Source organism: Methylobacterium sp. J-026, assembly GCF_022829585.1.
In the GTDB taxonomy this organism is placed as follows: Bacteria; Pseudomonadota; Alphaproteobacteria; order Rhizobiales; family Beijerinckiaceae; genus Methylobacterium.
In genome coordinates this window covers 20,093-39,759 of sequence record NZ_JAKSYC010000230.1, presented here as the reverse complement: position 1 = coordinate 39,759, position 19,667 = coordinate 20,093, and the positions used below count along the sequence as shown (strand labels likewise).

The following is a 19,667-nucleotide window of genomic DNA, read 5'->3' as shown; positions in this document are numbered from 1 at the left end:
TCAGCGTTGCCCGAAGGCCGTATCCGTGAACAGGTCCTTGTACTCCCGCGGCTGCGAGCGCCAGTACTGCTTCGGCGCCCGCACCCGGGCGCCGAGTTCGGCGGCGGCGTGCCAGGGCCAGCGCGGGTCGTAGAGCATGGCGCGGGCCAGCGAGATCGCGTCCGCCCGGCCCTCCTGCAAGATCGCCTCCGCCTGCTGAGCTTCGGTGATGAGCCCCACCGCGATGGTGATGAGACCGGTCTCGGCCTTGATCCGCTCGGCATAGGGCACCTGGTAGCCCGGCCCGAGGGTGATCGCCTGCTTGGGCGAGACGCCGCCGGTGGAGACGTGGATCGCGGGCGAGCCGGCCCGCTTCAGGGCCTGGGCCAGCGCCACGGTCTCGTCGAGGTTCCAGCCGTCCTCCACCCAGTCCGTGGCCGAGACGCGCAGCCACACGGGGCTGCCCGCCGGGACGACGTCGCGCACGGCGGCGTAGACCTCCAGGGGGAAACGCATGCGGTTCTCGAGGCTGCCGCCGTACTGGTCGGTGCGCTTGTTGGCGAGCGGCGACAGGAACTGGTGCAGCAGGTAGCCGTGGGCCCCGTGCAGCTCCACCGCTTCGATGCCGAGGCGCACGGCGCGCTTGGCCGTGGCCACGAACTGGTCGCGGATACGCTTGAGGTCGGCGCCGTCGAGGGCGTGGGGCGGGACCTCGCCCTCCCCGTGCGCCACCGGCGAGGGCGCCTCGGTGCGCCAGCCGTAGGGGTGCTCCGGCGGGATCTGCTGCCCGCCGGCCCAGGGGGCGTCGCTCGACGCCTTGCGGCCGGCATGGGCGATCTGGATGCAGATCGGGATCGGGGCGTATTCGCGCACAGCGTCGAGCACCCGGGCGAGCGCTCGCTCGCATCCGTCCGAGTACAGGCCGAGATCCCAGGCGGTGATCCGCGCCTCGGGGGAGATCGCGGTGGCCTCCAGCGTCAGCAGGCCCGCCCCCGAGGCGGCGAGATGGCCGAGATGCATCATGTGCCAGTCGGTGGCCTCACCGTCCCGGGCCGAATACTGGCACATCGGCGCGATCAGGATGCGGTTCTCGAGCGTGAGCGCATCCAGCGTCAGCGGCTCGAACAGGCGGGCGGTCGTCGCGGCGGTCATGGTCGGCTCCGGAAGCGTGGTGTCAATCTGGCGCAGGACGGACCCGCCGGCCAGTGCGCTCCGGCAGGGCAGCCATGACGGCGCCGTCGCGCAGCCGTGGGGCGTTCAAGAGCCTGTCATCGGGACGGCGTGCCGGGAACCTGCCGGCGCGGCCACCGGTTTTTAACGTTGTCACCACGACGCGAACCGCCTGAGGGGGTGAGATCGCCCGAGGTTCCGATGATGCTCACGAAACACGCCGCCCCGTTTTTCCTGGCCGCCGGCTGCGCCGTCCTGGCGGCGCCGTCCCAAGCCCAGCCGGCCGCCTTCGGCGGACCCAAGATCCTGATCCACGGCAATTACTGCGGTCCGGGCAACAACGCCCCGCTGCCGCCGATCGACGCCCTCGACGCCGCCTGCGCCCGCCACGACGCCTGCACGCCGGAGGGCGGGATGCCCTCGCTGGCCTGCAACCTCCGCCTCAAGCGCGAGGCCGCGCTGATCGCCCGCGATCCGCGCCAGACCGACGATCTGCGCGCGATGGCCGGCTTCGTCGCGGCCACCGCGACCCTGATCCCGTCCGAGCCCGGCCCGCAGCGCGCGCCGACCGCCCTCGCCGCCACGATGCGGCCCGGCGCCGACGCGCCGGTCCTGTCCCGGGGTATGCCGGAGGCCGAGCCCGGCCTCGCGCCGGACGACGATGCCGACGCCGATTGAGGGGCGTCGGCGTCCGGGCCGCGCCGCCCGGCCTCAGGTCCGGGGGCGCGGCTGGAGTGTGTGGGACAGGAAGAAGCGCACCATCGCGCCGCTCGCATCCGGGCCCCGCGGCTCCGTGTAGGAGCCGGCCGGGCTGCCCCCCGACCAGGCATGCCCGACCCCGTGCAGGACCCAGTATTCCTGGACCGGACGTCCATCCGCATCGCTGCGGGTCGTGCAGGTATAGGCGATGCCCCCCGGGCTCGTGCCCCGGCTGACCGTTTCGGCGAGGCCCGGGGCTGCGCCGGCCTGGGCGATCACCTGATCGCCGTTGGCCGGGTGCACCGTGCGGTCGCCGTCGCCGTGGAACACGATGGTCGGCACCGCCTGACTGTTGCGCCCGGTGACCCCCGCCTTGCCCTTCATCGCCGCGAAGGCCGTCGGCATGTCCCGGGCGGCGCCGCAGGCCAGCCCGGAATGGACGCCGACGGCGGCGAACAGGTCCGGGTAGGTCGCCGCCAGGATCGCCGCCGCGGCGCCGCCGGCCGAGAGTCCCGCCGCGTAGACCTTGGTGGGATCGCCCGAGAACTCCGCCAGCACCGCCCGGGCGATGCCGGCGATGAGTTCCGGCTCGCCGCCCGCGCGGGCCTGATCGCCGGCCGCGTACCAGTTCCAGCACCGCTGCATGTTGGCGGCCTGCGACTGCTCCGGATACGCCACCAGGAACCCCTGCGCCTCGGCCAGGGCGTTCATCTGCGTGCCCGCGGCGAAATCGTCCGGATTCTGGGTGCAGCCGTGCAGCATCACCACCAGGGGTAGCGCTTGCCCGGCATGGCCGCTCGGGACGTAGACCTTGTAACGCCGGCTGCCGGCGGCCCCCGTGAAGACCCGCTCCTCGAACCGGGCGCCGGGCGGGACCGGGGCCGGCGATCCCCCGCTTCCCGCCGGGTGGCCCTCGCGCAGGCCGCGCATCATCGCCGACAGGTCGAGCCCCGCCTTGGGGCGCGCTTTAGAACCGGCTTCGGGCTCCGCCGTGCCGGTCCGGTCCGGCCGGGGCGCCGTCCAGGCGCCGCCGGGGGCGGCGGGCGCCTCCATGTCGATGATCGCGCTGTCGCCGCCCGCCGGAGCGGGGGGATCGCCCGGTTGCCCGTAGCTCTGTTTCCACCGGGCGAAGGCCGCGGCCTGCTCGCGCCGGAGCTTGGCCATCGCGTCGGTGAACCGGCCGGTCGGGTCGGCACCGGAGCCGAAGCGGCCGGGATCCAGCCCTTCGAGCTTCGACGGATCGAGTTTGGAGAAGTCGAGTTTGGGAAAACGGAACATGGGGCCGATCCTTCGGGAAGCGGTTCGGACGCGGCCGGACGGTTCATCCGTCTCTGGGACCGGTGCATCGGGGGGCGTCAGGTGATCCGGTCGGCCAGGGCGGCCTTCACGGCGGGGCTGGCCTGGAAGGCGCCGAGCACCTCCACGGCGGCGATGGCGGCGCGGGCCAGTTCGGGGGTGACGTCGCCCGCGACGGTGGCGAGGCCCAGGACCTGGATGTGCAGCGGCGTCCCGGCATCCCGGGCCGCCTCCAGATCGGCCCGGGTGTAGTGCGCCACCCCCAGGCGGAGCTGGCGACGGGCCACGGATTGGCGGACCGCCTCGTTCTGGCGGTCGAGCTGGTTGCGCACCGCGGTGCGGATGAAGTCGGCGCGGTTGGCGTAGAACCCGTCGCGGACCATCAGGTCGACGCGCCCGAGATCGACGAAGCCGAGATTGACGGTGATCTTCTCGCTGTCCGGGACCTTCGGGCGCGGCGCGTTTACCGGCTCGCTCATCGGGTTGGATTCTCCAGGCCATCCGATTGGATGGTCTAGAGATGGCTATGGGCGCGGCCCTTACAAGGGCCGGCGGGGCGATGGCGTCCGTCGGCGGTCAGTCGGCGCCGATCCCGCGCGCCTTCAGGCTCTCGCCGATCTCGTCGAGGGCCGCGGAATCGTCGATCGTCGCCGGCATGGTCCAGGGCTCGTGATCGGCGATGCGTTTCATGGTGGCGCGCAGGATCTTGCCCGAGCGGGTTTTGGGCAGCCGCGGCACGGTCAGCGCCAGCTTGAACGCCGCCACCGGGCCGATCTCGTCGCGCACCTTGGCGACGAGTTCCCGCTCGATCGCCTCGGTCGGCCGGTCGACGCCGGCCTTGAGCACCACGAAGCCGCAGGGCACCTCGCCCTTCAGGGCGTCGCGGACGCCGATGACCGCGCATTCCGCCACGTCCGGATGGCCGGCCAGCACCGCCTCCATGCCGCCGGTGGACAGGCGGTGGCCCGCGACGTTGATGATGTCGTCGGTCCGTCCCAGCACCGTGATGTAGCCGTCCGCGTCGATCACCCCGGCATCCGAGGTGTCGTAGTAGCCCGGGAAGGTGGCGAGGTAGCTCGACCGCATCCGCGCATCCGAACCCCAGAGGGTCGGTAGGCAGCCGGGGGGCAGGGGCAGGCGGATCGCGATCGTGCCCATCGTGCCGGCCGGGACCGGCTTGGCGCCCTCGTCGAGCACCGCGACCGTGTAGCCGGGCATCGGCACGCAGGTGCTGCCGTGCTTCACCGGCAGCAGGCCGAGCCCCAGCGGGTTGCCGGCGATGGGCCAGCCGGTCTCGGTCTGCCACCAATGGTCGATGACGGGCCGGTTCAGCACCCGCTCGGCCCAGGCAACCGAATCCGGATCGGCCCGCTCGCCGGCCAGGAACAAGCTGCGGAAGGCCGAGAGGTCGTAGTCGGCGATCCGGGCGCCCGAAGAGTCCTCCTTCTTGATCGCCCGCAGCGCCGTCGGCGCGGTGAACAGGCAGACGACCCCGTACTCGGCGACGACCCGCCAGAACGCCCCGGCATCGGGGGTGCCCACCGGCTTGCCCTCGTAGAGCACCGTCGTGCAGCCGTGGAGCAGCGGCGCGTAGACGATGTAGGAATGGCCGACGACCCAGCCGATGTCGGAGGCGCAGAAATAGGTCTCGCCGGGGGCGACGCCGTAGAGATTCGGCATCGACCATGCGAGCGCCACGAGATAGCCGCCGGTGTCGCGAACCACGCCCTTGGGCTTTCCCGTCGTGCCCGAGGTGTAGAGGATGTAGAGCGGGTCGGTGGCGGCGACCGGCACGCAATCCGCCCGCTCCCCCGCCGCCTGGGCGGCCGCCACCGCCTCGGCCCAGTCGCGGTCCCGCCCCGGCACCAGCGTCGCGGGGCTCTGCGGGCGCTGCAGGATCAGGCAGGCATCCGGCTTGTGGCTGGAGGCGGCGATGGCCGCGTCGAGGAGCGGCTTGTAGGCGACCACCCGGTTCGGCTCGATCCCGCAGGAGGCGGCCAGCACCACCTTGGGCGCCGCGTCCTCGATCCGCACCGCCAGTTCGTTCGCCGCGAAGCCGCCGAACACCACCGAGTGGACCGCACCGAGCCGGGCGCAGGCCAGCATGCCGAACAGCGCCTCGGGCACCATCGGCATGTAGAGGATGACCCGGTCGCCCTTGCCGATGCCGAGCCCGGCCAGCACGGCGGCCAGCGCCGCCACGGCGTCGCGCAACGCCCGGTAGGTGATGCTGCGCTTGGTGCCGGTGACGGGGGAATCGTAGCGGATCGCCACCTGGTCCGCCCGGCCGCCCTCGACGTGGCGGTCCACCGCGTTGTGGCAGGCGTTGAGCATCCCGTCCGGGAACCAGCGGCCGTAGGGGCCGGACTCCGCCGCGAAGGCTCGGCTCGGCGCCCGCGACCAGGCGAGCGCCCGGGCCGCGTCGAGCCAGAACGTCTCCGGATCGCGGCTGGCCGATTCGTAGATCCCGGGATAGCGGCCCGGCAGGCTGGCGGTCGTCATCGTCTCGGCGTTCCCCCACCGCCGCTCTCCGGCGGTCGGCGCAGAGTAGATCATTCCTGCGCGGGCGCGAGGCCGGTTCGGTCCCAACCCTGACGATCGCGCGGTGGGCCCCGGCTCTCCGTCGAGACGGGCTGCAGCGGCTCAGCGCGCATCACAGGAAAACCGCCGCACCGGGGCTCTCGATGCGGCGGCGTCCGTGGTGTTTGAGTTTACAGTCCGGGTGGACGGATCAGCGCCTCAGTGCAGCGTGCCGCTGCCCGATTGCAGCCTGTTGATCTCGTCCTTGAGGAGGAGTTTCCGTCGCTTGAGCTCGGCAATGCGGAGGTCGTTTGCCGAAGGCCTGTGGATCGCTTCCTGAATCTCGCGCTCGAGGGCTTCGTGCTTCCGGGCGAGTTGGCTCAGATGCGTCTGCAGCGACATGAGTCGAATCTCCTGTCATCGTTTCGACATGCCGAGACTGACACAGGATGCCGCACCTGTTGAAGCGTTTTCTCTGGTCAAGCTTGGTGAATGCTTGCCGGTCCGGCTTGTCCCGCGGAAGGGCGTGACGCATGCTCTGGGGCGATGAACGGTTTACGGGTCCGCGGGTGACGATGGCGGCAGAGTCGGGTGAGAGCGCGCAGCCGGACCTCGAGGTCGAGCTGGCCCGGTTGCGCGAGGAGCACCGGGACCTCGACAGCGCCATCGAGGCGCTGGAGCACAGCGTCGCCGGGGACCAGCTCCAGATCCAGCGCCTGAAGAAGCGCAAGCTCACCCTGCGCGATCGGATCTTCCACATCGAGGACATGATCACCCCGGACATCATCGCCTGATGCCGGTGGACGCCGCCGGGCCGCGCCTTGCCGCGGGCCCGCGCCGCCTGTAAGCGCCCTCTTTTGCCGGGATCAACGATGGCGTCGCCTCCGGTCGCGATCATCATGGGCAGCCAGTCCGACTGGGCGACCATGCGGCACGCCGCCGAGACGCTCGACGCGCTGGGCGTTCCTTACGACGCGCGGATCGTGTCGGCCCACCGCACCCCCGACCGCCTCGTAGCCTTCGCCAAGGGCGCCGTGGCAGAGGGGTTCAAGGTCGTGATCGCGGGCGCGGGCGGCGCCGCGCACCTGCCCGGCATGGCGGCTTCCATGACCCGCCTGCCGGTCTTCGGCGTGCCGGTGGAGTCGAAGGCGCTGTCCGGGCAGGACAGCCTGCTCTCCATCGTCCAGATGCCGGCCGGCATCCCGGTGGGGACCCTGGCGATCGGCCGGGCCGGGTCGGTCAACGCGGCCCTGCTGGCCGTATCGGTTCTGGCGCTCGCCGACCCCGATCTGGCGGAGCGCCTCGAGGCATGGCGTGCGGCCCAGACCGCATCGGTGGCCGAGCGGCCGGAGACGGAAGCGCAATCGTGACGGACAAGACCCTTGGCCCCGGCTCCACCCTCGGCATCGTCGGCGGCGGGCAGCTCGGGCGCATGATCGCGCTCGCGGCGGCCAATTACGGGCTCAAGGTGCACGTCTACGCCCCCGACCAGGACAGCCCCGCCTTCGACGTCGCCGCCTTCACCACCTGTGCGGCCTACGACGATCCGCAGGCGCTGGCGGCCTTCGCGGCGAGCGTCGACGTCGTCACCTACGAGTTCGAGAACATCCCCCACGCCACCGCCGACATCCTGAGCCGGCACGCTGCCCTGCACCCGAACGCAAGGGCGCTCGCCACCACGCAGGACCGCCTCTCCGAGAAGGACTTCATCAACGGCCTCGGCATCCCGACGGCCCCGTTCCGGGCGGTGGACACGCCCGACGACCTCGACCGGGCGATCGAGGCCATCGGCCTGCCGGCGGTGCTCAAGACCCGCCGCTTCGGCTACGACGGCAAGGGCCAGCGCATCCTGCGCGCGCGCTCCGAGGGCGACCGCAACGCGCTGTTCGCCGAGTTCGGCGGCGCGCCGCTGATCCTGGAGGGCTTCGTCGCGTTCGAGCGCGAGGTCTCGGTGGTCGGTGCCCGCGCGCGCGACGGCAGCTTCGCGGCCTTCGACCTGTGCGAGAACGAGCACCGCGACCACATCCTGGCGCTGACCCGGGTGCCCGCCCCCGGCCTGACGGCCGAGACCGGCCGCGCCGCCCTCGACATCGCGAAGCGCATCGCCGACGCGCTCGATTATGTCGGCGTGCTCGCCGTCGAGATGTTCCTCGTCCGGGAGGACGGGGCGGAGCGCCTCGTGGTCAACGAGATCGCCCCCCGGGTCCACAATTCCGGGCACTGGACCATCGAGGGGGCGCGGACCTCGCAATTCGCCCAGCATGTCCGGGCCGTCTGCGGCTGGCCGCTCGGCGACCCGGCCCGGGTCGGCGGGCTGCCGGTGGAGATGCGCAACCTGATCGGCGACCAGGCCGACGACTGGGCCGCGCTGCTCGCCGAGCCCGGCGCCCACCTGCACCTCTACGGCAAGGGCGAGGCCCGGCCCGGCCGCAAGATGGGGCACGTCACCCGGCTGGGGTCCGATCCGGCCGGTTCCTGAGGCTTCGAGGGCACACCCGCGCCGCCGCGTGACGGACAACGACCCCGAGGCCCCGCCGGGACACCTCCGGGTCATACCTTCGCCACATCCCGCCGCTTCCACGATGCCGTGGCCGGTGCCCGATGCCGTCGCGCGCTTCACCTGCGCCGCCCGTGTCCTCCCGGGACGGGCGACGGGTCGTGTCAGCCCGCGGCGCTTCTTAAGCTGGCCTTCACCGTGATGCGCGAGGGTGCCCCGGATGGGGTGGGCCCGGCGCGCGGCGCGGGCACTTGGACGGCGAGGGGCGGGGCGGGCGCGCGGGATGCGCGCCGCGCCTCGGGGAGAGTGGGGCGATGATCGTACGCAACGGGCGGGCACGGAAGACGGTACTGATCGGTGCGGTCCTGGTTTCGGCCGCGGCTCTGGCCGGCTGCGAGACCGTCGGCAGCGCCGCCGGCCCGCGCCAATACGCGGTGCTGGAGACGGACACCACGGGCGCCACCACCGTGAACATCGCGTCGCTGACCGAGGTCGTGCAGCGCAACCCGAACGACGCCGCCGCCTACAACACCCGCGGCGCCGCCTATGCCCGGGCCGGCCAGTTCAACGACGCCATCGCCGACTTCACCAAGGCGATCCAGATCGACCCGAACTCGGCCTCCGCCTACAACAACCGGGCGCTCGCCAGCCGCCAGATCGGCCGCGACGGACCCGCGCTGCAGGATTTCAGCAAGGCGATCGGCATCGATCCGAATTACGGCCCGGCCTATATCGGCCGCGCCAATGTCGAGCGCGCCCAGGGCAATCTCGACGCCGCGCTGTCCGACCTCAACGTCGCGATCCGGCTGATGCCCGAATCGGCCGAGGCCTACCATGCCCGCGGCCTCGTGCGGCAGAAGCAGGGTCAGGAGACCCAGGCGATCGCCGATTTCGATGCCGCCATCGACCGCGACCCGTTCAAGTCCGCCCCCTACGCGGCCCGCGGCCAGAGCCTGATCGCCACCAACCAGTATCCGAAGGCGATCGAGGACTACAACGCGGCGCTCAACGTCAACAACAAGGACGCCACGTCCTGGGCCTATCGGGGCCTGGCCTACGAGAAGTCGGGCCAGCGCAAGGAGGCGATGGAGAACTACCAGCGCGCTTCGGCGATCGACCCGAACAACGCCGTGGCGCGCGCCGGCCTCGGCCGGGTGCAGGGCGGGGTCGGCTCGCTGTTCAACTGATCGCGCGACGATCCGAAAACGGAATCCCAAAGGACGAGTCCTTTGGCGGGTGCAGGGCAGAGCCTTGCAAAACAGGTCTCCGGCCCCCTTCCGGGGGTCGGAGACCTGTTCATCGGGGTTTCACCCCGACGCCCCACCAAAGGGCTCGCCCTTTGGAAACCCTTATTCGCTTGGATCACGCCGCCAGCAGTCCGTTCTCACCCTGCGTGATCTGCCGAAGGTGGTGGGCGGTGTCGCCGAGCTGGTACTCGATCATGGCGAGCCGCTTGAAGTGGTGGGCGCCGATATATTCCAGGGTCATGCCGATGCCGCCGTGGAGCTGCACCGCCTCCTGGCCGACATAGCGGCAGGCCTTGTTGATCTGGACCTTCACGGCGGAGAGGGCCGCGGCCCGCGGCGCGGCGTCAGGCGTGTCGACCATCATGGCGGCGTAGAGCGCCATCGAGCGGGCCTGTTCCAGCTGGATCAGCATGTCCACGGCCCGGTGCTGCAGGGCCTGGAACGAGCCGACGCTGACGCCGAACTGCTTGCGGGTCTTGAGGTAGTCCACGGTCAGCCTGTGGAGCGCGTCCATGGAGCCGACCGCCTCGGCGGCCAGCGCCGCGATGCCGTGCTCCACCACCCGCTCCAGGAGCGGCAGGCCGCCCTCGGGGTCGCCGAGCGCCGCGTCGCCTGGGAGCGCCACGTCCGAGAAGGACACCTCGGCGGCTCGGCCGCCGTCCTGGGTCGGATAGGCTTCGATCGCCACCCCCGCTGCATCGGCCGGCACGAGGAACAGGCCGATCCCGTGCGGGTCGCGCCGCTCCCCGGAGACCCGTGCCGACACGACCATCAGGCCCGCCGCGTCGGCATTGGGCACGACGCTCTTGGCGCCGCTCAGGACGAAACCGTCCCCGGAGCGCCGGGCCGTCGTCGCCACGTCGGAGAGGTCGTAGCGGGACTGGCGCTCGGTATGGGCCAGGGTGAGGCGCAGGTCGCCGGCGACGAGGCCCGGGACGAGGCGCTCTTTCTGCGCCGGGCTGCCGCCGAGCCGCAGGGCCGTCGAGCCAAGGACGAGGCTCGCCAGCAGCGGCTCGACCACCAGGTTTCGACCCACCGCCTCCATCACCAGCATGGTCTCCACCGGCCCACCGCCGAGCCCGCCCTCCTCCTCGGCGAAGGGCAGGCCGGCGACGCCGAGCTCGGCGAAGGCCGCCCAGCCCTCCGCGGGGAATCCCAGCGCCGCCTTCAGCCGCGCCTGCCGGCTCTCCAGCGACGGGTAGAGGTCGGCACAGAGCCGCTCGACGCTGTCGCGCAGGAGCGACTGGTCCTCGTTCAGGTCGAAATCCATGGTGTTCCCTCGCGGATGGTCGCGGCGGCGGCGCTCATCCCACTCACACCCTCATCCTGAGGTGCGGCGCAGCCGCCTCGAAGGAGCCCTCCAGGGATCGCACGGCTGGCTGGAGCCCTCCTTCGAGGCCCGCTGATGCGGGCACCTCAGGATGAGGGTGTGGATGGGATGGGCCCGCCGCTCACAACCCCAGAATGCCCTTGGCGATGACGTTGTGCTGGATCTCGTTCGAGCCGCCGTAGATCGAGACCTTGCGGTTGTTGAAGTAGCTCGGCGCCGCGGCATCGACCCAGTCGAAGCCGCCGGGCAGGTTGTTGGCCCCCGCCCCCCGCGCCGGGGCTGCGAGCGCGAACGGCCCGGCGAGTTCGACCAGCAATTCGGTCGCCGCCTGCTGGAGCTGCGAGCCGCGGATCTTGAGGAGCGAGGAGGCCGGATCGGGCTCCACCGAATCCGCCCGGCCCTGCTTGGCCGCCACCCGCATCTGGGTGATCTCGAGCGCCTTCAGCTCGACCTCGACCTCGGCGACGCGGGCGCGGAAGGCGGGATCGTCCCACATCGTGCCGGGCCCGGCCGGCATCTCCCGGGCGAGCCGCTTGATCCGGGCGATCCGCTCCTTGGTGAGCCCGATCCGGGCGATGCCGGTGCGCTCGTTGGCGAGCAGGAATTTCGCGTAATCCCAGCCCCGGTTCTCCTCGCCCACGAGGTTCTCCACGGGCACCCGGACGGCGTCGAAGAAAACCTCGTTGACCTCGTGCCGGCCCTCCAGGGTCAGGATCGGGCGCACGGTGATGCCGGGGGTCGTCATGTCGATCAGAAGAAAAGAGATGCCGCGCTGCTTCTTGGCCTCGAAATCGGTGCGGACCAGACAGAAAATCCAGTCGGCGTGCTGGCCCAGCGTGGTCCAGGTCTTCTGGCCGTCGACGACGTAGTGGTCGCCGTCGCGCACGGCCTTGGTCTTCAGCGAGGCCAGATCCGAGCCGGCGCCGGGCTCGGAGAAACCCTGGCACCACCAATCGTCGAGGTTGGCCGCCCGGGGGAGGAAGCGCGCCTTCTGGTCGTCCTGACCGAAGGTCGCCAGCACGGGCCCGAACATGTAGCAGTTGAACTGCTGCGGCAGCGGCACCGCCGCCTGGAACAGTTCTTCCGTATAAATGTAGCGCTGGATCGAGGTCCAATCCCGGCCGCCCCATTCCTGCGGCCAATGCGGCACCGCCCAGCCCTTGGCGTTGAGGATCCGCTGGCTCGTGACGTAATCGTCCTTGGTGAGGCTGCGGCCCTCCGAGACCTTTTTTCGAATGTCCGCCGGGATTTCTTCGCGGCAGAAGGTCCGGACCTCGTCGCGGAACGCGAGTTCGTCCGGCGTGAAGCGGAGATCCATGGTCAGCCTCCGATCTCGAACAGGCCGGCGCAGCCCTGGCCGCCGGCGACGCACATGGTGACCACGGCGTAGCGCGCCCCGCGGCGGCGACCCTCCAGCAGGGCGTGGCCCACGAGCCGCGCCCCCGACATGCCGAACGGGTGGCCGACCGCGATGGCCCCGCCGTTGACGTTGACCTTGTCCGGGTCGATCCCGAGCCGGTCGCGGCAATAGACCGATTGCGACGCGAAGGCCTCGTTCAGCTCCCACAGGTCGATGTCATCGACGCTGAGGCCCTGCCGCTCCAGGAGCCGCGGCACCGCGAAGACCGGGCCGATACCCATCTCGTCCGGCCCGCAGCCCGCCGAGGCGAAGCCCCGGAAGGTGCCGAGCGGGGTCAGTCCCCGCCGTGCGGCCTCCGCGGCCGACATCAGCACGCTGGCCGAGGCGCCGTCCGAGAGCTGGCTGGCATTGCCCGCCGTGACGAAGGCGCCCTCCCCGCGCACGGGCTTGAGCTTGGCCAAGCCCTCGAGCGTCGTATCGGGCCGGTTGCCCTCGTCCTTGGCGAGCCGGGTCTCGACCTCCCGAGTCTCGCCGGTGGCCTTGTCGGTCACCGCCATCACGGCGGACATCGGCACGATCTCGTCGTCGAACAGTCCGCGGTCCTGCGCGGCGGCGGTGCGGCGCTGGCTCTCAAGCGCGAAGGCATCCTGCGCCTCCCGGGAGATCCCATAGCGCTCCGCCACGATGTCGGCGGTCTCGATCATCGGCATGTAGATCGCCGGCAGGTGCGCCTCCAACCAGGCGTTGCGGGTCAGCTCCCGCTGGACCTTCGGCTGGACGAGGCTGATCGACTCGACACCGCCCGCCACCGCCACCGGCACGCCGTCGAGGATGATCCGGCGGGCGGCGCTGGCGATCGCCTCCAGCCCGGAGGCGCAGAAGCGCGAGACCGTGACACCGGCCGACGCGACCGGGATCCCCGCCACCAGGGCGGCGTGCCGGGCGACGTTGCCACCGGTGGCGTTCTCCGGATAGCCGCAGCCCAGCACCACCTCCTCGACCGCCTCCGGCTCCAGCCGGGCCCGGTCCAGGGCGCCGCGGATGGCGTGGGCGGCGAGGTCGGCGCCGCGGGTGAGGTTCAGCGCGCCGCGATGCGCCTTGCCGATCGGCGTGCGGGCGGTCGCGACGATCACCGCGTCGGTCATGCCGAAATCCTCCGGGGTTTCCAAAGGGCGTCACGCCCTTTGGTAGGGTGTCGGGGCGATGCCCCGACGGATGTCGCCTCGGCCGCCAGCAGGGCGCTGCCCTGCACCCGCGAAAGGTCCCGGACCTTTCGAAACCGGGACACGGCCCGACAGGCCATCAGGCCGTCGCCTTCCAGTCGGCGAAGCGGCTGCCTGCGTCCGCCAGCCTCCGCAGCAGCGGCGCCGGCTCCTGGCTGTCGTCGCCGGTCTCGGCCGCGAACCGGGACAGCGCCCCGGCGACGGTCTTGAGCCCGACCGTGTCGGCCCAGTGCATCGGGCCGCCGCGCCAGGCCGGCCAGTTGTAGCCGTTGATCCAGATCGTATCGATGTCGCCGGGCCGGGCCGCGATGCCCTCCTCCAGGATCCGGGCGCCCTCGTTGACCATCGGGTACATGAGCCGCTCCACGATTTCTTCCGAATCAAAGCTGCGGCGCGCGATGCCGTGCTCGGCGGCGGTCTTCTCGATGAGCGCGTCCACCTCGGGATCGCGGGTGCCGGTGCGGGCGCCGTCCGGGTAGAGGTAGAAGCCGCGGCCGGTCTTCTGGCCGTAGCGCCCCTGCCCGGCCAGCGAATCGGCGATCGGCGCACGGCCGCCGAAATCCTTGCGCGAGCGCCAGCCGATATCGAGGCCGGCGAGGTCGCCCATGGCGAAGGGGCCCATCCGGAAGCCGAAGGCGGTCACCGCCGCGTCGACTTCGTGGGGCAGCGCGCCCTCCAGCAGCAGGCGTTCGCCCGCGCGGCTGCGGCGCTCCAGCATGCGGTTGCCAACGAAGCCGAAGCAGACGCCCACCGTCACCGGCAGCTTGTTGAGGCGCTTGCCCAGGTCGAGGGCGGTGGCGAGCACCTCCGGGGCGGTCCTCTCGGCGCGGACCACCTCCACGAGGCGCATCACGTTGGCCGGGCTGAAGAAGTGCAGGCCGAGCACGTCCTGCGGCCGGCCGGTCATCGCCGCGATGGCGTTCACGTCGAGGTAGGAGGTGTTGGTCGCCAGGATCGCCCCAGGCTTGGCGATGCCGTCGAGCTTCGAAAAGATCGCGCGCTTGACGCCCATGTCCTCGAAGGCCGCCTCGATGACGATGTCGGCCTCGCCCGCGTGCTCCAGGCCGACCGCGCCGGTGATCCGGCCGACCCGCTCCTCCCGCTGGGCCTCGGTGATCGAGCCGCGCTTGGCCGAGCCGGCATAGAGGCCCTTCACCCGGTCGAGGCCGCGCTCCAGGGCGCCGGCCTCGGTCTCGATCACGGTGACGGGGATGCCGGCATTGGCGCAGCACATGGCGATGCCGCCGCCCATCGTGCCCGCGCCGATCACAGCAGCCGTGTGGATCGGACGGCGGGGCGTGTCCTTCGCCAGTCCCGGAACCCGGGCCGCCTCGCGCTCGGCGAAGAAGGCGTAGCGCAGGGCCTTGGAGCGCGGATCCTCCACCAGGGCCCGGAACTCGGCCCGCTCGGCCGCCACGGCGGCGTCGAAACCCTGCTCCAGGCCGGCGCGCACGGCCCGGGCCAGGGCGTGGACGTTGGTGGCGTCGGGGTCACGCTTGACCGCCTCGGCGGCCTGGGCGTCGAATTTTTCGCGCGCCTCCGGCGTGAGCTTGTCCGACCGGTCGCGCACCCGCGGAAGCCGGCCCGAATCCGCGATCTCCAGGGCACGGGTCCGGGCCGCCGCCACGAGGTCGCCGAGCACCACGGCATCGACGATGCCGAGCGCGGCTGCTTTCTCGGCCGAGACCGGCGCGCCGGTGAGCATCATCGGGAAGGCGGCGTCGGGCCCGATCAGGCGGGGCAGGCGCTGCGTGCCCCCGGCCCCCGGGATGATCCCGAGCTTGATCTCCGGCAGGCCGAGCGTGGCGGTGGGCGCCGCGAGGCGGCCGTGGCAGGCCATCGCCAGCTCCAGGCCGCCGCCCAGCGCCGCGCCGCCGATCGCCGCCACCACGGGCTTCGGGCTGGCATCGAGCCGGTCCAGGATGTCGGGCAGGCTCGGCGCCTGCGGCGGCTTGCCGAACTCGGTGATGTCGGCGCCGCCCACGAAGACCTTGCCCGCGGCCGCCAGCACGATCGCCCGGACCGAATCGTCCGCGATGGCCTGGCCCAAGGCCGCGTCCAGAGCCGCCCGCAACGCGGCGCCGAGCGCGTTGACCGGTGGATTGGCAAGCGTGAGCACGGCCACGCCGCCGTCGACCTCCTGACGAACCAAGCCGAGCCTCCCTGTCGTTCTGCGATGCAGAATGATCGTCTGCAATTTGGCGGAATGTTGGTCCGAGCGAGGGTCTGCGTCAAGGATGGATCCCGGCTGCCGACACTGCGACCGCCCCTGTTCCGCATTGCAGAAGCGCGCTCGGGCTGCCGTTTGACCGCCGCCGGGGGACCATGCCATCAAAACGGCTCTGGGCGGGCTGGGACTCGGCCACGACCGCTGCTGGGGTCGCGGGCGGAGCGCGGGAATCACGGGGAGGATCGCGGTGCGCGGCATCGAGCGGGGCGAGCGACCCGGAAGCGCCCGTGGGGCGGCGGAGTGCGGGCGGTGAGCGACGGTCCCGAACGGGTCTCCGGGGCCCGCCTGCCGGAGGTGCTGCGCGGCCGGCTCGCCCTGCCGGTGATCTGCGCGCCGATGTTCATCGTCTCCGGGCCGGATCTGGTCATCGCCCAGTGCCTGTCCGGCGTGGTCGGGTCGTTTCCGGCTCTGAACGCCCGGCCCGCCGACCTGCTGGACGAATGGCTGACGCGGATCACCCGCACCCTCGCCGAAGCCCGGGCGGCGGACCCCGCGAAAAGGATCGCGCCCTTCGCGGTGAACCAGATCGTCCACGCCTCGAACGACCGCCTCGCGCAGGACGTCGAGGCCTGCGTCCGGCACCGGGTGCCGATCATCATCACCTCCCTGCGGGCGCCGGACGCGGTGATCCGCCCGGTCCATGCCTATGGCGGCGTCGTGTTCCACGACGTCACCACCGTCCGACACGCGGAGAAGGCCCTGGAGGCCGGAGTCGACGGGCTGATCCTGGTCTGCGCCGGCGCCGGGGGACACGCCGGCACGCTCAGCCCCTTCGCCCTCGTGGGCGAGATCCGGCGCTTCTACGACGGGCCGCTGATCCTGTCGGGGGCGATCACCTCGGGCGCGGCGATCCTGGCCGCCCAGGCCATGGGCGCCGACCTCGCCTATATGGGCACCCGCTTCATCGCCACCCGGGAGGCGAACGCGGTTCCGGCCTACAAGGACATGATCGCCGGCAGCGCGGCCGCCGACATCGTCTACACTCCGTACTTCACCGGCGTGCCGGGCAACTACCTGACGCCGAGCATCCGCGCCGCCGGGCTCGATCCCGAGGCGCTGCCGGTGCGCGACAAGACCGCGATGGATTTCGGCAGCGCCAGCGTGAAGGCGTGGCGGGACGTCTGGGGCGCCGGCCAGGGGGTCGGCACCATCGCGGATGCGCCGGCCACCGCCGACCTCGTGGCCCGGCTCGCCCGGGACTACGCGGCGGCCCGGGCCGGCCTCGCGGGCCTCTCCGGGGACTATGCCGGCGCGGCCGTCCCGTGAGCGTCCGCGTCGCCGATCCGGAGCCCGGGATCCGGCTGGTCACCCTCGACCGCCCGGAACGGCGCAACGCCCTCGACCGGGCGGCCTATGCCGGCCTGACCGCCGCCCTCGACGCGGCGGGACGCGACGAGGCCGTGCGCGCCGTGGTGCTCACCGGCGCGGGCGGCTGCTTCACCGCCGGCAACGACCTGAGGGATTTCCAGGACGTCGAGACCGCCGGCGACAGCCCCGGCCTGACCTTCCTCAAGGCCCTGCGCGCCTGCCCGAAGCCGGTGCTCGCGGCCGTCGAGGGGCACGCGGTCGGCATCGGCACGACCCTGCTGCTGCATTGCGACCTCGCCTATGCCGGGGCCGGCGCCCGGTTCCGCCTGCCGTTCACGGCTCTGGGCCTCAGCCCGGAGGGCGGGTCGAGCTACCTGCTTCCCCTCGCGGCGGGCACGAAGCGCGCGGCCGAACTGCTCCTGCTCGGCGAGCCCTTCACGGCGCAGGACGCGGTGTCGGCCGGTCTCATCAACGCCGCGGTGCCCGAGGGGGCGGCGCTCGACACCGCGATGGCGAGAGCCCGGTCGCTCGCCGCCCTGCCCCCGGCCTCGATCACCGCGACCAAGCGGGCCCTGCGCCGGGGCCACGACGACAGCGTCGCCCGCGCGCTGGCCGAGGAGGCGCAGGTGTTCCACGCGCTCCGCCGGAGCCCGGAGGCGCAGGCGGCCTTCGCGGCGTTCCTGCGCCGATGAGTGCGGAGGGGGCGGTGCTGCCCGATCCGGCCGGGCCGGGTGCCGAGGGGGCGAAGGAGGACCGCCACTTCGTCACGGCGCTGGCCCGGGGGCTGGCGGTGCTGGCCTGCTTCGGCCCGGGGCGGACGAGCCTCGCCAACCACGACATCGCCGAGGCCTGCGGGCTGCCCCGCTCCACCGTGTCGCGGCTCACCTACACCCTGACCAGACTCGGCTATCTCCAGCACATGCCCGAACTCGGCCGCTACCGGCTCGGCACCGCGACCATCGCCCTCAGTTCGGCGGCGCTGGGTGGGCTCGACGTGCGCGGCATCGCCCGGCCGGTCCTGCGCGCGGTGGCGGAGGCGGCCAACGCCTCGGTGGGGCTCGGGGTCCGCGACCGGCTGAGCATGCGCTACGTCGACTGCCAGCGCGGCCCGGCGGCGATCTCCCTCAACCTCGATACCGGCTCGCGCATCTCGCTCGCCCGCAGCGCCATGGGCCGGGCCTACGTGGCGATCTGCCCGGACCGCGAGCGCGTGGGCATCTACGAGGACTTGAAGGCCCTCGACCCGGTGGCGTGGCCCGCCCTCCGCGCCGGCCTCGACCGGGCGGTGGCCGAGCACCGGGAGATCGGCTGCTGCACCTCGTTCGGCGAATGGCAGGAGACGGTCTGCGCCATCGCGGTGGGGTTCCATCCCGGCGGCGGCCTGCCGCCGATGTCGGTCAATTGCGGCGCCCCGACGGTCATCACCGACCCGCGCTTCCTCATGGAGGTGGCGCGTCCGAAACTTATCGCCGCCGTGCGCAGCCTCGACGGCGTGATGGGCGCTTAGCCCATGACGAGCGGGTTCCCAAAGGGTCGAAAACCTTTTGACTTCGGGACATTCATGATGCGCGACCCCCCACCGAGGAGCCCTCCGATGGATGCTGATCCGGCTCACGACCTCCCGCTCGCCGGGATCCGGGTCCTCGACCTGTCCCGGGTCCTGGCGGGGCCGTGGTGCGCGCAGGTGCTCGGCGATCTCGGCGCCGACGTGATCAAGGTCGAGCATCCGGAGCGCGGCGACGACACCCGCGACTGGGGGGTGACCACGACCCCCGGCAACACCTCGTATTTCGACAGCGTGAACCGCAACAAGCGCTCGATCGGGGTCGACCTCGCCACGCCGGAGGGGCTGGCGATCGTCAGGGTGCTGGCCCGCGACAGCGACGTGCTGGTCCAGAACTTCAAGACCGGCGGGGCCGAGAAGCTCGGCCTCGGCTACGCGGCGCTCGCGTCCGAGAATCCCGGCCTGATCTACTGCTCGATCGCAGGCTACAGCCCGGCCGGCTCCGAGGCGGGCCGGCCGGGCTACGACCTCGTGGTGCAGGGCGAATCGGGGGTGATGGCACTCAACGGCGAGGCCGGGGGGGCGCCCCTGAAGTTCGGGGTCGCGGCGGTCGACCTGTTCACCGGGCAATACGCCGCCCAGGCCGTGCTCGCGGCCCTGTTCCAGCGGGAGCGGACCGGGCGCGGCCGGACCATCGACCTCGCTCTGTTCGATTGCGGCGTGGCCCTGACCTCCTATTACGGCCTGGAGGCGCTCGCCCGGGGCATTGACCCGCCCCGCTACGGCAACGCCCATCCGTCGATCGTGCCCTACGGGGTGTTCGAGGCCGGGGACGGGCCGGTGGTGATCACGGTGGGCAACAACGCCCAGTACCGCCGCTTCTGCGAGCAGGTCCTGGCGCGGCCGGACCTCGTCGCCGATCCGCGCTTCGCCACCAATCTCGACCGCTCGAAGAACCGCGCCGCCTTCATCCCGATCCTGGAGGCCGAACTCGCCACGTGGGAACGCGCGCCGCTGATCGCCCGGCTGCGGGCGGCGGGCATCCCCTGCGGCGAGGTGATGGGCCTGCGCGAGGCGCTGACCTGCGACCGGGCCCGGGAGGCCGGGCTCGTGGTCGAGGGCTCCGGGAACGCGCACGTGATCGCCCCGCCCTACCGCCTCGATGGGCGGCGGCTGCCGGTCCGCCGGATGCCGCCGAGCCTGGGGGATTCGAGTGCGGAGATCCTGGCGGAGTGCCTGGACGACCCGGCGGGGGCGTGGGCGGCGCTCACCGCGAAGGGCGTGGTGCGGTAGCGGCGACGCGC

18 protein-coding genes are annotated in these 19,667 nt (G+C 72.1%); 9 read left to right on the top strand and 9 right to left on the bottom strand.

Going from position 1 to position 19,667, the window contains the following annotated elements; all coding sequences use genetic code 11:
- Complete coding sequence (locus tag MKK69_RS20115; protein ID WP_243970762.1) at positions 1-1,131, bottom strand: NADH:flavin oxidoreductase/NADH oxidase; 1,131 nt, start codon at positions 1,129-1,131, stop codon at positions 1-3.
- Positions 1,132-1,350: 219 nt separating this feature from the next.
- Between MKK69_RS20115 and MKK69_RS20110 the strand changes: the two genes are divergently transcribed.
- Entirely contained in the window at positions 1,351-1,827 is a 477-nt protein-coding gene (locus MKK69_RS20110) for a hypothetical protein (protein WP_243970760.1), read from the top strand.
- Positions 1,828-1,860: 33 nt separating this feature from the next.
- Here the strand turns inward: MKK69_RS20110 and MKK69_RS20105 are convergent, their stop codons facing one another.
- The 4 genes from MKK69_RS20105 to MKK69_RS20090 all read right to left on the bottom strand — a co-directional run bounded on the left by MKK69_RS20105 (position 1,861) and on the right by MKK69_RS20090 (position 6,066).
- On the bottom strand, positions 1,861-3,126 hold the full coding sequence (locus MKK69_RS20105; RefSeq protein ID WP_243970758.1) for an alpha/beta hydrolase family esterase: 1,266 nt from the start codon (positions 3,124-3,126) through the stop codon (positions 1,861-1,863).
- 77 nt (positions 3,127-3,203) lie between these two features.
- On the bottom strand, positions 3,204-3,623 hold the full coding sequence (locus MKK69_RS20100; protein WP_243970757.1) for a CopG family transcriptional regulator: 420 nt from the start codon (positions 3,621-3,623) through the stop codon (positions 3,204-3,206).
- A 97-nt stretch (positions 3,624-3,720) separates the two neighbouring features.
- Positions 3,721-5,646 (bottom strand): AMP-binding protein, encoded by a 1,926-nt coding sequence (locus MKK69_RS20095; protein WP_243970755.1) that lies wholly within the window; start codon positions 5,644-5,646, stop codon positions 3,721-3,723.
- A 237-nt stretch (positions 5,647-5,883) separates the two neighbouring features.
- Positions 5,884-6,066: a YdcH family protein gene (locus MKK69_RS20090; protein ID WP_243970753.1), complete on the bottom strand. Its 183-nt coding sequence runs from the start codon at positions 6,064-6,066 to the stop codon at positions 5,884-5,886.
- A gap of 173 nt (positions 6,067-6,239) precedes the next feature.
- Here MKK69_RS20090 and MKK69_RS20085 point away from each other — a divergent pair, with 173 nt between their 5' ends.
- The 4 genes from MKK69_RS20085 (at position 6,240) to MKK69_RS20070 (ending at position 9,348) form a co-directional block, all read left to right on the top strand.
- The gene (locus MKK69_RS20085) at positions 6,240-6,458 is read left to right on the top strand and encodes a YdcH family protein (RefSeq protein WP_243970751.1); all 219 of its coding nucleotides are present in this window, start codon (positions 6,240-6,242) and stop codon (positions 6,456-6,458) included.
- 78 nt (positions 6,459-6,536) lie between these two features.
- Positions 6,537-7,034 carry a 5-(carboxyamino)imidazole ribonucleotide mutase gene (gene purE / locus MKK69_RS20080; RefSeq protein WP_243970749.1) on the top strand — a complete coding sequence of 166 codons (498 nt, stop codon included), beginning with the start codon at positions 6,537-6,539 and terminating at the stop codon, positions 7,032-7,034.
- Positions 7,031-8,143, top strand: coding sequence for a 5-(carboxyamino)imidazole ribonucleotide synthase (locus MKK69_RS20075; protein WP_243970747.1), 1,113 nt, complete (start codon positions 7,031-7,033; stop codon positions 8,141-8,143). Before purE ends, MKK69_RS20075 begins: the two co-directional genes overlap by 4 nt.
- Before the next feature lie 332 nt (positions 8,144-8,475).
- Entirely contained in the window at positions 8,476-9,348 is an 873-nt protein-coding gene (locus MKK69_RS20070; RefSeq protein WP_243970745.1) for a tetratricopeptide repeat protein, read from the top strand.
- 175 nt (positions 9,349-9,523) lie between these two features.
- Here the strand turns inward: MKK69_RS20070 and MKK69_RS20065 are convergent, their stop codons facing one another.
- The 4 genes from MKK69_RS20065 to MKK69_RS20050 all read right to left on the bottom strand — a co-directional run bounded on the left by MKK69_RS20065 (position 9,524) and on the right by MKK69_RS20050 (position 15,473).
- The gene (locus MKK69_RS20065; protein WP_243970742.1) at positions 9,524-10,678 is read right to left on the bottom strand and encodes an acyl-CoA dehydrogenase family protein; all 1,155 of its coding nucleotides are present in this window, start codon (positions 10,676-10,678) and stop codon (positions 9,524-9,526) included.
- 181 nt (positions 10,679-10,859) lie between these two features.
- Positions 10,860-12,056, bottom strand: a complete 1,197-nt coding sequence (locus MKK69_RS20060) for an acyl-CoA dehydrogenase family protein (RefSeq protein WP_243970740.1) — start codon at positions 12,054-12,056, stop codon at positions 10,860-10,862.
- Positions 12,057-12,058: 2 nt separating this feature from the next.
- Entirely contained in the window at positions 12,059-13,243 is a 1,185-nt protein-coding gene (locus MKK69_RS20055) for an acetyl-CoA C-acyltransferase (protein ID WP_243970738.1), read from the bottom strand.
- A 157-nt stretch (positions 13,244-13,400) separates the two neighbouring features.
- Positions 13,401-15,473, bottom strand: a complete 2,073-nt coding sequence (locus MKK69_RS20050; protein ID WP_243970736.1) for a 3-hydroxyacyl-CoA dehydrogenase NAD-binding domain-containing protein — start codon at positions 15,471-15,473, stop codon at positions 13,401-13,403.
- A 327-nt stretch (positions 15,474-15,800) separates the two neighbouring features.
- Here MKK69_RS20050 and MKK69_RS20045 point away from each other — a divergent pair, with 327 nt between their 5' ends.
- From MKK69_RS20045 to MKK69_RS20030, 4 genes are all read left to right on the top strand, one after another.
- On the top strand, positions 15,801-16,817 hold the full coding sequence (locus MKK69_RS20045) for an NAD(P)H-dependent flavin oxidoreductase (RefSeq protein ID WP_243970734.1): 1,017 nt from the start codon (positions 15,801-15,803) through the stop codon (positions 16,815-16,817).
- The gene (locus MKK69_RS20040; protein WP_243970732.1) at positions 16,814-17,551 is read left to right on the top strand and encodes an enoyl-CoA hydratase/isomerase family protein; all 738 of its coding nucleotides are present in this window, start codon (positions 16,814-16,816) and stop codon (positions 17,549-17,551) included. The genes MKK69_RS20045 and MKK69_RS20040 overlap by 4 nt, the downstream gene beginning before the upstream one ends.
- Positions 17,552-17,565: 14 nt before the next feature.
- On the top strand, positions 17,566-18,366 hold the full coding sequence (locus tag MKK69_RS20035) for an IclR family transcriptional regulator (protein WP_243970730.1): 801 nt from the start codon (positions 17,566-17,568) through the stop codon (positions 18,364-18,366).
- 87 nt (positions 18,367-18,453) lie between these two features.
- Positions 18,454-19,656: a CaiB/BaiF CoA transferase family protein gene (locus MKK69_RS20030; protein WP_243970728.1), complete on the top strand. Its 1,203-nt coding sequence runs from the start codon at positions 18,454-18,456 to the stop codon at positions 19,654-19,656.
- Positions 19,657-19,667: the final 11 nt, after the last annotated feature.

Excerpts from the sequence above, each read along its gene's own strand:
- MKK69_RS20100 (WP_243970757.1), bottom strand. The coding sequence starts at position 3,623 with ATGAGCGAGCCGGTAAACGCGCCGCGCCCGAAGGTCCCGGACAGCGAG.
- MKK69_RS20085 (WP_243970751.1), top strand. The coding sequence starts at position 6,240 with ATGGCGGCAGAGTCGGGTGAGAGCGCGCAGCCGGACCTCGAGGTCGAG.
- MKK69_RS20055 (WP_243970738.1), bottom strand. The coding sequence starts at position 13,243 with ATGACCGACGCGGTGATCGTCGCGACCGCCCGCACGCCGATCGGCAAG.
- MKK69_RS20110 (WP_243970760.1), top strand. The coding sequence starts at position 1,351 with ATGATGCTCACGAAACACGCCGCCCCGTTTTTCCTGGCCGCCGGCTGC.
- MKK69_RS20070 (WP_243970745.1), top strand. The coding sequence starts at position 8,476 with ATGATCGTACGCAACGGGCGGGCACGGAAGACGGTACTGATCGGTGCG.
- MKK69_RS20115 (WP_243970762.1), bottom strand. The coding sequence starts at position 1,131 with ATGACCGCCGCGACGACCGCCCGCCTGTTCGAGCCGCTGACGCTGGAT.
- MKK69_RS20030 (WP_243970728.1), top strand. The coding sequence starts at position 18,454 with ATGGATGCTGATCCGGCTCACGACCTCCCGCTCGCCGGGATCCGGGTC.
- MKK69_RS20090 (WP_243970753.1), bottom strand. The coding sequence starts at position 6,066 with ATGTCGCTGCAGACGCATCTGAGCCAACTCGCCCGGAAGCACGAAGCC.
- MKK69_RS20105 (WP_243970758.1), bottom strand. The coding sequence starts at position 3,126 with ATGTTCCGTTTTCCCAAACTCGACTTCTCCAAACTCGATCCGTCGAAG.
- MKK69_RS20060 (WP_243970740.1), bottom strand. The coding sequence starts at position 12,056 with ATGGATCTCCGCTTCACGCCGGACGAACTCGCGTTCCGCGACGAGGTC.
- MKK69_RS20095 (WP_243970755.1), bottom strand. The coding sequence starts at position 5,646 with ATGACGACCGCCAGCCTGCCGGGCCGCTATCCCGGGATCTACGAATCG.
- MKK69_RS20065 (WP_243970742.1), bottom strand. The coding sequence starts at position 10,678 with ATGGATTTCGACCTGAACGAGGACCAGTCGCTCCTGCGCGACAGCGTC.
- purE (WP_243970749.1), top strand. The coding sequence starts at position 6,537 with ATGGCGTCGCCTCCGGTCGCGATCATCATGGGCAGCCAGTCCGACTGG.